This window comes from Pseudomonas sp. P867, from assembly GCF_019891455.1.
GTDB classification, from domain to species: domain Bacteria; phylum Pseudomonadota; class Gammaproteobacteria; order Pseudomonadales; family Pseudomonadaceae; genus Aquipseudomonas; species Aquipseudomonas synxantha_A.
This window is the reverse complement of the sequence record NZ_JAFLXB010000005.1, coordinates 320,156-332,755: the sequence shown is the minus strand read 5'-3', so window position 1 is coordinate 332,755 and position 12,600 is coordinate 320,156. Positions and strand designations below refer to the sequence as shown.

Below are 12,600 nucleotides of genomic sequence, written 5' to 3'. Positions count from 1 at the left end.
ATGCGAATGAACGGTCTGACACACCAATGGGTTTTGGGTTTGCTCTGCGCGGTCACGAGCAGTGCAGTGATTGCCGCCAGCAGCGGCCAGGACGGTGCCAGGGAAACCATTGCCTCCCAGGCAAAAATACTCGAACCCAGCCTGTTGGAAACCCGCCGCGACATCCACGCCCATCCGGAACTGGGCAATACCGAAACCCGCACCGCCGAGTTGGTCGCCAAACAATTGCGCGAACTCGGCCTTGAGGTGAAGACCGGGGTGGCCCGCACCGGCGTCGTTGCCATATTGAAAGGCGCGCTGCCCGGCCCGACCGTGGCCCTGCGCGCCGACATGGATGCGCTGCCGGTCAAGGAAGTCGCCGACCTGCCCTTCGCCTCCAAAGCCAAGGGCACCTACCTGGGCAAGGAAGTCGATGTGATGCACGCCTGCGGTCACGACGCCCATACCGCCATCCTGCTGAGCACTGCGAAGATTCTTACCGGGATGCGCGACCGCCTGCCCGGCACCGTGGTGTTTTATTTCCAACCGGCCGAAGAAGGCCCCAGCGATTTTATCCCCGACGGCAAGAACACCTGGGGCGCGAAGATGATGGTGCAGGAAGGCGTGATGAAAGCGCCCAAGCCTGACGCGGTGTTCGGCCTGCATGTGTGGGCCGGTGTGCCTGCCGGGCAAATCGCCTACCGCCCAGGCCCGACCCTGGCCAGCTCCGACGACCTGCGCATCAGGATCCTCGGCAAACAGACCCACGCCGGCCGCCCCTGGGACGGTATCGACCCGATCACCGTTGGCGCGCAAACCATTGTCGGCCTGCAGACCGTGGTCAGCCGCCGTACCGATATTTCGTCATTCCCCTCTGTCGTGAGCATCGGCACCATCAACGGTGGTACCCGCTACAACATCATCCCCGAGTCGGTAGACATGAGCGGCACCATTCGCTCCTACGACTACGGCATTCGCCAGAAGCTGCATGCAGACGTGCGTCAAACCGTTGAGAAAATCGCCGAAAGCGGTGGCGCCAAGGCCGAAGTGACGATCATCGAGAAGTACGACCCCACCATCAACAACCCGGCGCTGACCGAGAAAATGCTGCCGAGCCTGCGCTGGGCGGCTCAGGGTGATGTGGTGCAAGGCCCGTTGGTGGGTGGCGCCGAAGACTTCTCGTTCTATGCCAAAGAGGCACCGGGGCTGTTTGTCTTCCTGGGGGTGACACCGAGGGACCAGGACATGAGCAAGGCGGCGCCGAATCACAACCCTGGGTTCTTTGTGGATGAGTCGGCGTTGGTGGTGGGCGTGAGGACGCTGGCGTCGTTGGCGACGGATTACCTCTACACCCACACCCCGCACTAATGCTTGATGTGGGAGGGGGCTTGCTCCCGATAGCAGTGTTTCAGTTGAACATTGACTGACTGATACACCGCTATCGGGAGCAAGCCCCCTCCCACAGTCGGGCCCAAGTGAATCAGTTGGCGAGGGCGGCGCCGTCCATCTTCTGGCGCAAGCTCAACGGACGCATATCCGTCCACACTTCCTCGATATACGCCAGGCACTCCTTCTTCATGCCACTCTTGCCCACGGTTCGCCAGCCTTCAGGCACAGCCTTGTAGTCAGGCCAGATCGAATACTGCTCTTCGTGGTTGACCACTACCTGAAACAGGATGTCGTCGCGGTCAAATACTGAGGTCATTGCTGTTCTCCATCGCTCAAAGGCTGGCTGCGCACCACGCGCAGCGCTGATATCTGTAGAAACGTACCAGGCACCGCAAAAATTAAACGCCGGCAACCGCCGCCGCCAAGGCGCGCCCGAAGATCTCGGCCACCTGGTCGACTTCGGCCGCGGTGATCACCAGCGGTGGCAGAAAGCGCACCACGCCGCCATGGCGCCCGCCCATCTCCAGGATCAGCCCGCGCTTGAGGCACTCACGCTGCACCAGCGGTGCCAACAGGCGATGCACCGGCGGGTGCCCCAGGCTATCAAGCGGGCCCGTCGGATCCACCAGCTCCACCCCCAGCATCAGCCCACGACCACGGATATCCCCCAACTGCGGGAAGTCGCGCTGCAGGATGCGCAGGTGCTCGCACAGACGCTCGCCCATGGCCGCCGCATGACTGGCCAAGTCGTGATCCTTGAGGTAGCGCATCACCGCCGAGCCCGCCGCCATCGCCATCTGGTTGCCGCGGAACGTCCCGGCATGGGCACCCGGCAGCCAGGTGTCGAGCCAGTCGCGATACACCACCACCGCCAGCGGCAGGCTGCCGCCAATGGCCTTGGACATCACCACCACATCCGGAATGATGCCGGCGTGTTCGAAGGCAAACATCTTGCCGGTACGCCCAAAGCCGCTCTGGATTTCATCGACGATCAGCGCCACCCCCGCTTGCGCGGTGATACGCCTTAAGCCACGCAACCAATCGAGGTCGGCAGGGATCACGCCGCCTTCACCCTGAATCACTTCGACAATCACCGCCGCCGGCAGCACCACCCCGGCTTCGGGATCGTTGAGCAGGTTTTCCAGGTAGTGCAGGTTGGCCCGCACACCCTGGGCGCCGCCCAGCCCGAACGGGCAGCGGTAGTCATACGGAAATGGCAGGAACTGCACGCCATTGCCCAACAACGCCCCCAGCGGCTTCTTCGGCCCCAGGCTGCCCATCAAACTCAACGCCCCCTGGCTCATGCCGTGATAAGCGCCCTGGAACGACAGCACAGTGCTGCGCCCGGTGGCGGTGCGCACCAGCTTCAACGCGGCTTCCACCGCATCGGTGCCGGTGGGGCCGCAGAACTGGATTTTCGCTTCCCGCGCCAGTTCCGATGGCAGCAAGCCGAACAGGTCCTGCACGAACTGATCCTTGACCGGTGTGGTCAGGTCCAGAGTGTGCAGCGGCAACTCGTCGCTCAAGACTTGCTGGATCGCCTGGATCACCACCGGATGGTTATGCCCCAGCGCCAGGGTGCCGGCGCCGGCCAGGCAGTCGATGAAACGCCGCCCCTCGACGTCTTCCACATACAGGCCCTTGGCGCGTTTGAGCGCCAGGGGGATACGCCGCGGGTAGCTGCGGGCGTTGGACTCCTGCTGGCGCTGGCGGGCCAGCAGCGGGGTTTCGTCAAACTGGTAGAGCGTTTCCGCAGGCGCCAGGGCGTCTTCGATACGGCTGGTAGCGACTGACATCTCTCGATCCCTCAATACGCTGATGATGACCAAACTGCCGATCCGTTGGCGGCTGGCCCAAGGGCATGCGCACGGATTTCCTGTTCTGGAAACGCATCAGCTAGAACAGGATTTAGGGGGCGGCGATCGATAACTGATGAATGAAGATGCAAATGTGGGAGCAAGCCCCCTCCCACACTTCATAGCCCGCGGTATTTGTCGTTCAGTGCATACAAGATCGCGCAAGTCTCTGCATCCAGGAACCCGCAATAATCCCTAGCCCGAAAGTGCATCTGGAACGCCCGGGTGCGCTGTTCAAAGGCTCGGCGATTCTGCGCGGGCTTATAGCCGTAGCGCTGAAACGCCCGCTCTACCTCAACCTCTGGTGGCAAGCCGACACAAAAGCGGCGCTGGTACATCGCCCGTGTTGGCTCATCAAACCAGGCCCCAATACCGGCCTCATTCAGAACACGCCAGGGCAGCCGCGGCCCCGGATCACTCTTGCGCCAATAGGCCACATCCGAATGCCCGATCAGGTCAGTCGGGCCGACCTGCGGATAACGTGCAAGCACGTCGCGAACCAATGCAATCAACGCATCGATCTGTGCCGGGGAGTATTCGGGAAAGGTAAATACCCCCGCGTCATCCCGCGCCAAGTTGACGATTTCAACGCCAATCGAGCGGCTGTTGAGGTCGTCCCTCCCCGCCCAATGGCTCACTCCCGCGTGCCAGGCGCGTTTGTCCTCCTCCACCAGGCGAAACACGCGCAACTCTTCATAACCCGCGGCGCGGTAGCTGGATTCATCGGGGTCGGGCAGCAGATAGTGGGCGCTGACGCCGTGTTGCGTAAGGGTACGCAGGGACGAAGCAAAAGGCGCCGCGGTGTAGTGCAGAATAACCTGCTGCACGGATTCACCTTGGCGGTCGTTGAAATCCCTGGCTGGGAAACTGGTGTCGATAACCAACATAAGAACCGTCCTTTTCATTTCAGGCCGAATCATTCGGCCCGTTCAAGCGCAAAAAAATTACCGCCATCCTGAAGGGTTGAATGTCAGGCGGGCGGTAATTACTTGGCACATGAAAAGCAAGGTTCAGCGGCGCAGCGGCATACCCAGCTCAACCCGCAATCCATCCGACTGGCTGTCGAACGCAAGCGAGCAGGCACAGCGCTGCACAATCGCCTGTACGATCGCCAGGCCCAGGCCGCAGCCTTCGCTGTTGCCATTACGCCAGAAGCGCTGGGTAAGGTATTGCAGGTCTTCGCTGGAAATCTGCTTGCCATGGTCACGCACGCGGAACACCACGTTATCCGGGGTAGAAAACACGTGCAGTTCCACGCGGGTATCGGCGGGGGTATGGCGCAAAGCGTTATCCAGCAGGTTACGCAAGGCCGCGACGGCGAGGCCTACGGGCATTTCTACCGGAACGTGGGAGAGGTCCGGCGCAAGAATAAGATCGATACGGGAATTGTCACCGGCATTGGCGTCCTGGATCGCCAACCTGGCGACTTCTTCGGCACTGGACTGCAAGCCATCGTCAAACGACAAGCTGCCCTCCACCCGCGCCAACAGCAACAATTGCTCCAGCGTGCGATGCAAGCGGTCGGCGCCCTCCTCGGCGTGCGCCAGCGACTGGTCGCGCGCCGCACCTTCGGTCATGCGCGCCACTTGCAGGTGGGTCTTGATTGCCGTCAACGGGCTGCGCAGTTCATGGGCCGCGTCACCGGTCAGGCGGCGCTCGCGCTCGATGGTCTTGGCGATGCGCTGCAACAGTTGGTTCTGGGTGTCGAGCAACGGCTTGAGCTCGCTGGGCAACGGGTGAATCTGCAAGGGTTCGAGAGAGTCGGCGCTGCGGCGCATCAAGGCGTCGCGCATACGATTGAGCGGCACCAGGCTCTGGCCGATGCCCAGCCACAACAGGCACAGGCAACCAAGCAATGCCACGCCGACCGGTACCGATGCTGCCAGCAGGATCGACAGGTTGAGTGCCTCACGCTCCACCTGGCGGTCTGCGGTGGTGATCAGCAGGTCGCCCCGGGACAGGGTGAAACTGCGCCAACCCACGCCATCGATCATCTGGTCACGAAAACCACTCCTGCGCGACTCCAGACCTTCATCCGGGGTCGTGTGGCTGCGTGCCAGGATCTCGCCGCGCAAGGAGCTGACCTGACAGGCCATGCCCCCCGGCACATTCAACTGTTCGGTGCGCAAATGTGCACCACCGCTGACGCTGGCCAAACCCGGCATCTGCTCGGTGAGCCCGGCTACCATGCGCGCCGAGGCCACCAGGCGCTGGTCGAGGGAGAACATCATCTGGTTGCGCAAATCGTTGAGCATCCAGGCGGCCGCCAGCACCCAGATCAGCACAAAAGCGGCGCCCAGCTTGAACGTCAGGCGCAGGCGCAAGCTCATCACTGAGTGTTCTCTCCTGCATCAGCCGGCCCCAGGCGATAGCCCAAGCCCCTGACGGTCTCGACGATGCCATTGCCCAACTTGCGCCGCAGGTGATGGATATGCACGTTGAGCGCGTTGCTTTCCAGTTCGTCGCTGAAACCGTAGACGCTGTCCTTGAGCTGTTCGCTGGACAGTACGCGGCCCTTGTTGTGCAAAAGCGCCTGCAACAACGCCTGTTCACGCCGGGACAGGTCCACCGGCTGGCCGCCGAGGAAGGTTTCGCGGCTGCTGGGGTCGTAGGCCAGGCGGCCATGTTCGATCAGATTGACGCTGCGCCCCGCCACCCGGCGCAACAGGGTTTGCAGGCGGGCGGCGAGTTCGCGCAGGTCGAAGGGCTTGAGCAGGTAGTCATCGGCGCCAGCTTGCAGGCCGTCGACGCGGTTGGTCACCGAGTCCCGCGCGGTGAGGATCAGCACGGGAATTTCCAGGCCCTGGCTGCGCTGTTGTTGCAGCAGCTTGAGGCCATCTTCGTCAGGCAGGCCGAGGTCGAGCACCATGATGTCGAACGCTGCGGCCTTGAGCATCGCCCTGGCGGCTGCGGCCGTGGCCACGCGCTCGACCGTAAAGCCCTGGGCACCGAGGCCGGCCACGATACCGCTGGCGATCAGTTCGTCGTCTTCACAGACCAGTACGTGCATGCTGAACCCTTCATGAAAGATGGGGGTGATTAGAAAAGCGCCAGATTAAGCGCGCATTATGCCGCTAAAGTTCACAACATCAGATTATCCCTACACTCTAGAATAGCGTCCGGTTAATCATCGGTTAATCAGCGCCACACATTGTGTGCCTCACTTGCATCGAACTAAGGCTTGACCATGCGGCATCTGTTTACCTTTCTGCTGGTGTTGTTCGCGGGATTCGCCCAGGCAGCGCCGGGCAACCCCTTCGAAACCAAACCCGACTTTCTCCCGGTGGGCAAAGCCTTCACCTTTACCTCCGAACGTCTTGAAAGTGGCGAAACCCAACTGTATTGGCAGATAGCCGACGGTTACTACCTGTACCAGCAACGCATGAAGTTCGACGGTTTGGCCGAACAACCCGTGCTGCCCCAGGGTGAAGCCCATAGCGATGAGTTCTTCGGCGAACAGCAAGTGTATCGCCAGGGCCTGGAAGTGAAGATCCCGGCCGGCGCCACCGGCAAGGTCAAGCTGGGCTGGCAGGGCTGTGCCGATGCGGGCCTGTGTTATCCACCGCAGTCGATCACCGTGGACCTGGGCGGCAACCCGGCCGTAGCCGCTACCGCGCAGGCCCAGGACCAAAGCCTGGCCAGCGGCCTGCAACAACGCAGCCTGGGCTGGAGCCTGCTGATCTTCTTTGGCCTGGGCCTGTTGTTGGCGTTTGCGCCCTGCTCGCTGCCGATGCTGCCGATTCTCGCCGGCCTGGTGGTTGGCAGTGGCGCCAGCCCGCGCCGTGGTTTTGCCTTGGCCGGTAGCTACGTGGTGTGCATGGCACTGGTGTATGCGGGCCTGGGTGTGATGGCCGCGCTGCTTGGCGCCAACCTCGCCGCGCTGCTGCAAACCCCGTGGATACTCGGCAGCTTTGCCGCGCTGTTCGTGCTGCTGGCCCTGCCGATGTTCGGCTTCTTTGAATTGCAGTTGCCCGCCTTCCTGCGCGACCGTCTCGATAACGTCAGCCGCCAGCAAAGCGGTGGCAGCCTGGTGGGTGCTGGTGTGCTCGGCGCGCTGTCCGGCCTGCTGGTGGGCCCGTGCATGACCGCGCCCCTGGCCGGCGCCCTGCTCTATATCGCCCAGAGCGGCAATGCGCTGCACGGTGGCCTGATCCTGTTCGCCATGGGCATCGGTATCGGCATTCCGCTATTGCTGCTGGTGACCGTGGGCAATCGCTTCCTGCCCAAGCCGGGCACCTGGATGAACGTGCTCAAGGGTATCTTCGGCTTCCTGTTCCTGGGCACCGCTGTGCTGATGATTCGCCCAGTGGTCGGCGACAGCCTGTGGATCGGCCTGTGGGGTGCGTTGGCGCTGGTGATGGCGTACTGCGGCTGGACACTGGCCCGTGAGTTCGGCCTGGCCGCCAAGGTGTTCGGCGCAGGTTCCCTGGTGCTGGGCCTGTGGGGCGCGGTACTGGTGGTGGGCGCAGCCGGTGGCAGCGATGAGCTGTGGCAACCGTTGAAGGTTTACAGCGGCTCAAAGGTCGCCGGTGCACCGAGCGCTCACGACGCCTTCACCACCATCAATGACCCGGCCGTGCTGCAAAGCCAGCTCGACAGCGCCAAGGCCCAGGGCCAATGGGTGCTGCTGGATTACTACGCTGACTGGTGCGTGTCGTGCAAGATCATGGAGAAACAGGTGTTTGGCAAACCCGAAGTCATGGACGCGCTCAAAGACGTGCGCCTGCTACGCCTGGATGTCACCGCCGACAACGCTGCCAGCCGCGAACTGCTGGGCCGCTACAAGGTGCCGGGGCCACCGAGCTTCGTGTGGATCGGCCCGGACGGTGATGAACGTCGCGCCCAACGCATCACCGGCGAAGTGGATGCCGCCGCCTTCCTGCAACGCTGGACGCAAACCCGAGACGCGCGCTGATGTTGACCCTGACCATCGGCACATTCGCCATCGCCCTGAATCACATCCTGCTGATCAGCGCGCTGATTCTCGCCACCCTGGTGGGCTGGCGCGTGGCCAAGCGTGGCGGTGAGAACCCCGAATCGGTGCTGTTCAGCCTGTTCCTGCTGGGCATGTTGGCCGCCCGCGTCAGCTTCGTGCTGATGTACTGGAGTTATTACAGCAACGACTGGGTCGAGATGGTCGACCTGCGTGACGGTGGCTTCCTCGCCTGGCCCGGCATCATCGCGCTGGTGCTCGGCGCGCTGGCGTATGGCTGGCGTCGCCCGGCCCTGCGCAAGCCGCTCAGCGCCGGGGTGATCACCGGTCTGTTGTTCTGGGGCATGGCCAGCCTGTCCCTCAGCCTGTATGAAAAAGGCACGCGCCTGCCGGACATCACCCTGCGCAACGCCAATGGCGAGGTGGTGCAACTGGCGGATTACCAGGGTGGCCCGCTGGTGATCAACCTGTGGGCCACCTGGTGCCCGCCGTGCCGGCGCGAAATGCCCGTGCTGGAAAACGCCCAGCGTATGCGCCCCGACGTGACCTTTCTGTTCGTCAACCAGGCCGAGAGCATGCAAAGCGTCAGCACCTACCTGGCCACCCAGGGCCTGAACCTGGACAACGTGCTGTTCGACGCCAGCGGCCGCCTCGGCCAGGCCGTGGGCTCCATGGCCCTGCCGACCACGCTGTTCTACCAAGCCGATGGGCGCCTGATCAACAGCCACCTGGGCGAACTCTCCGAAGCCAGCCTGGCCCGGGCCATGGAACCCTTCGATGACACCACGACAAGGAAACCGACATGCCTCGCCTCCGCCACCTGCTGACCCTGCTGCCCTTGACGCTCGCCGCCTCCCTGGCCCAGGCCGAAGACTGGCCGGCGCCGATCAAACAGATCGAAGCCAAGGGCGCCAGGATCATCGGTAAATTCGATGCCCCCAGCGGCCTCACCGGCTACGCCGCCCAGTACCAGAACCGTGGCATGGCCCTGTACCTGACCGCCGACGGCAAAAACGTGATCGCCGGCAACCTGTACGACGCCCAGGGCAATGACCTGAGCACCGCGCCCCTGGAAAAACTGGTGTACGCACCCATGGCCAAGGAAGTCTGGGCCAAGATGGAAAAAAGCAGCTGGATCCAGGACGGCGATAAAAACGCGCCACGCGTCGTCTACCTGTTCAGCGACCCCAACTGCCCCTACTGCAACATGTTCTGGGAACAGGCGCGGCCGTGGGTCAAGGCCGGCAAGGTGCAGTTGCGCCACATCATGGTCGGCATCATCCGCGAAGACAGCCCAGGCAAATCCGCCGCCCTGCTCGCCGCCAAAGACCCGCAAAAAGCCCTGCAAGAACACGAAGCCGCCGGCAAGGGCAGTAAGCTCAAGGCGCTGGAGAAGATCCCGGCCGAGGTCGAGGCCAAGCTCGATGCCAATATGAAGTTGATGGATGAACTGGAGTTGTCAGCAACGCCGGCGATTTTCTATCTGGATGACAAGGGTGGATTGCAGCAGCAACAGGGGGCGCCGTCGCCGGAGAAGTTGGTGAAGATTTTGGGGCCGAAGTAAGTTGATAAAAACGACGTGCATAAAGCGCCCACCCTAAGCAGGTGGGCGTTTAGTCAAGCTGCCTGAAGCTACAACCAGAAGGTAAAGAAATCAAAGTACATCCAATCGCCAGACGATATCTCTATGTAGCCTATTACCGAACCTACCGGTGCAGAAAAATCGATCCAACTATTCAAAGGACTCCCATTTAAATTTACTGCACCTAAATATCCGCCAGACGGACTGTAAAAACTCACTGTCGTAGGATAGTGATTCCAGGTATATGCACACTTCACACGCTTACATGTAAAGGTTAAATCAAGGCGCACTCTTTGATGACTCGGTGCCTGGCCTAATCCATCAGCAAAAACAAGTGCCTGCCCCTCTAGCATCCCTGGTGTCGATGGATACGTTGAGATACCCATTTTTCCTGGCCCAGATAGAAAACGTATGTTCATCGTCGGGATGCTAATACTTGCGCCTGCAGAAATCAGTCGGGTCGGCTGACCAGTAAAGTTTTCATAGCGAATTTTGGGGGGCACAATGACTGTCAATTCCAATGATGGGAACCGCACTGCGCCCGTCGCACTTGAACTCCCGTCAGTCGTGACCTCGCAAAAAACAGTCAACGGGCTGTGATCTTTCAATTTTTCCAATTCAGATCGCAGCAGTACTGCCGATAACCCGTTATCGACTTCCTCTGAAATTACGCGTGGGTCCATACGCACGTTGATTGTATGGGGGGCACCGGATTCGAGAGTCCCGACAACACGTAGCCAAGCATTTTGCCCTTCAAAAGCAAACCACCACGCTTTGTCGAAGTTTGCGTCATACACGGTGATATGCGCATCACCGGTAAAAGTCTGCAGATCTAAAATCCCGCCTTGAGTAGCAGGTGGCGTAGCCTCTGGCACAACGGGTGTCGGCAACCGGGTCGGCACACTGATCTTCAGCCCAAGCGTCTTCGACGGCGCCAACTTACAAGTACTGGTCACTATGTAGTTGATCAGGATGGTTTTACCTGCGCCCTGAATCACCGCTTCACGCGGGATCGCAAAATCAACATAGCCCGGATCACTGTTGCCCGGTTTTGATTCCAACGGCAGGCTCGTACCGTCCGCCTTGATCCACTTTACCTGAATCGTCTGATGAGGGCTGATCCGCTCATACTCCACCCGCACCGTTACACCGTCCCGGCCATTCCAGATGGTCAGTTGATCATCCACTGCTTCACATACCCTGGGAGGGGGCAGTGTCAAAGCTTCCTGCTCGATGCTGAAAGTCCGAACCGGGAACTCGACGGCAGTCTCCCACGTACACTGGCCATCGAAGTTCGCGGCAAAATGCAGCTCAAACGCTTTGCAATCCGCCAGCTTTTGCAGCTTGGCCCTGGAGATCGGTGTATCGACCCCATCGTGTAACCAGGCGGCTTTAAGCGGCTCGGCCTCCAACACATAAAAACAATAGTCGCTGCCATCCTCAAGCGTACCGGTTACCCACATCCAGCAGCAGTCCAGCTCAATGGCATAACTCCAAATGGGCACCACGCCCTTTGCGTCGCCACGAAAGGTATTGAGGTCCAGACGGTTGCCTGTGGACTGTTCAATATTCGATTTTGGCAAGCCCGTGATGCCCAGCACTTTCACCCTGCGTTCGGGTGAAGACCATTGGCTGCCGTCGCAACGCGTGACGCCGTAAGTCAAGGTAATGGTTTGCTCAAAGTTGGCACGAATCGCTAAAGGCGATACTGCAAACACCAGGCTGGTTTCACCTTCAACCGGTTGGCGACACTCCAGCACCGGCGTTCCTGGCCCCGGCGTCCCGGAAGACTTCGGGCATACCGTATCACCGCTGCATATGCCCTCATACCCCACAGTGATATGCGCACCGTTAACCGTGTTTATGGGGTTGACCACCCAGCCGTCGAACTCGGTGTGTGCAGCTTCCTTGAGGTCAGGTGGCGACAGTTCCAGGTGAGGCTCGGTGAGCAATGTCAACACTAGCGAGGGGAACGATCTATAGGGAGTGGCCCGGCTGAAGCGCACGGAGGCCAAAACAAACAGTTCGCTGTCATGTTTAAGTTGTTGGAACAACTCCCGAGGGATTGCTCGACGCCAGCCCAGGCGTATGTCTTCGTCGGTAACCGGTTCATCCTCGAATGGGTAGAGTCTGGCCTTGGACCCATCGGGATAGATGCCGCCTATATAGCAGTCGATCGTCTGGATTGTGTCGGCAAATGCCCAGGATGGGATGTAAAGAATCGGATCTTTACAGCACAACAAAGAAAGATCCAGTTTGCCATCGGTTGCTTTGAGAATTTGCACCTGAGGCAGGTTCGAGGGCAGGCTGATCCATACTTGACCTTGTAAGGACGTTTGATCATCCCCGTTTCGGGTAACGGTGTAAGTGAACAACACGTAATTGTCCAACCATAGTGCTATGTATTCGGCAGGGATATAAATGTTGATACAACCAGCGTCGTTGCCATTCTGGGGTGGTATCGGCGGATAAGCGCTGCCCGCCAGTGGCCAATTCAGAGTGATGCTGTCAGTTGCCTGCATGTCGTCGTAGCAGACGCTGACATTGCCTCCGTCTAGCAGAGTGAGTGAATCGACACGGCCATTTTCGTCAGCCTCAACCAGCGTTGGCTCGGGCAGATCCAGCAATAATTTGGGCATGAGGAGAGGTCCTTTTTCAATTGGCAGGAAATGCCGAGGTACAGGTGTAAGTCCTGATCGACACCGTCCTATCACATCGAAAAAACGCCTCTTTTCCTACTGTCAGAATTCACAGTTATCAGCTGGAGAACGTATTCTCCGACCATCGGACAGTACCCACTACGCCTGAAGATCCCTGCAACTCCACAGTAGGTGCAAAAACGCTCCCGCCAATGGCGGGAG

Annotated in this window: 10 protein-coding genes; 4 read left to right on the top strand and 6 right to left on the bottom strand. The window is 60.4% G+C overall.

The annotated features are described in order from the left end of the window. A complete protein-coding gene (locus J1G33_RS12235; protein WP_032880106.1) occupies nucleotides 1-1,347 on the top strand; it encodes an amidohydrolase in 1,347 nt (448 codons plus the stop codon). Between the two features lie 112 nt (nucleotides 1,348-1,459). On the opposite strand, the gene J1G33_RS12230 is transcribed toward J1G33_RS12235, so the two are convergent. From J1G33_RS12230 to J1G33_RS12210, 5 genes are all read right to left on the bottom strand, one after another. Then, complete coding sequence (locus J1G33_RS12230; protein ID WP_003192847.1) at nucleotides 1,460-1,684, bottom strand: MbtH family protein; 225 nt, start codon at nucleotides 1,682-1,684, stop codon at nucleotides 1,460-1,462. An 82-nt stretch (nucleotides 1,685-1,766) separates the two neighbouring features. Continuing rightward, a complete protein-coding gene (locus J1G33_RS12225) occupies nucleotides 1,767-3,164 on the bottom strand; it encodes an aspartate aminotransferase family protein (protein ID WP_078821945.1) in 1,398 nt (465 codons plus the stop codon). A gap of 179 nt (nucleotides 3,165-3,343) precedes the next feature. Next, entirely contained in the window at nucleotides 3,344-4,111 is a 768-nt protein-coding gene (locus tag J1G33_RS12220) for an N-acetylmuramoyl-L-alanine amidase (RefSeq protein WP_223018153.1), read from the bottom strand. Nucleotides 4,112-4,234: 123 nt separating this feature from the next. Continuing rightward, entirely contained in the window at nucleotides 4,235-5,554 is a 1,320-nt protein-coding gene (locus tag J1G33_RS12215; protein ID WP_223018152.1) for an ATP-binding protein, read from the bottom strand. Further along, entirely contained in the window at nucleotides 5,554-6,234 is a 681-nt protein-coding gene (locus J1G33_RS12210; RefSeq protein WP_223018151.1) for a response regulator transcription factor, read from the bottom strand. Before J1G33_RS12210 ends, J1G33_RS12215 begins: the two co-directional genes overlap by 1 nt. 177 nt (nucleotides 6,235-6,411) lie before the next feature. Here J1G33_RS12210 and dsbD point away from each other — a divergent pair, with 177 nt between their 5' ends. Genes dsbD through dsbG form a run of 3 tightly spaced genes read left to right on the top strand, consistent with a single transcriptional unit; the run spans nucleotide 6,412 to nucleotide 9,721 of the window. Continuing rightward, a complete protein-coding gene (dsbD, locus tag J1G33_RS12205; protein WP_148852716.1) occupies nucleotides 6,412-8,139 on the top strand; it encodes a protein-disulfide reductase DsbD in 1,728 nt (575 codons plus the stop codon). After that, entirely contained in the window at nucleotides 8,139-8,984 is an 846-nt protein-coding gene (locus J1G33_RS12200; protein ID WP_032880099.1) for a TlpA disulfide reductase family protein, read from the top strand. Before dsbD ends, J1G33_RS12200 begins: the two co-directional genes overlap by 1 nt. Further along, nucleotides 8,960-9,721, top strand: coding sequence for a thiol:disulfide interchange protein DsbG (gene dsbG / locus J1G33_RS12195; RefSeq protein WP_223018150.1), 762 nt, complete (start codon nucleotides 8,960-8,962; stop codon nucleotides 9,719-9,721). Before J1G33_RS12200 ends, dsbG begins: the two co-directional genes overlap by 25 nt. Before the next feature lie 68 nt (nucleotides 9,722-9,789). Here dsbG and J1G33_RS12190 read toward each other — a convergent pair whose 3' ends face one another. Next, entirely contained in the window at nucleotides 9,790-12,378 is a 2,589-nt protein-coding gene (locus J1G33_RS12190) for a hypothetical protein (protein ID WP_103733702.1), read from the bottom strand. Between the last annotated feature and the right edge of the window lie 222 nt (nucleotides 12,379-12,600).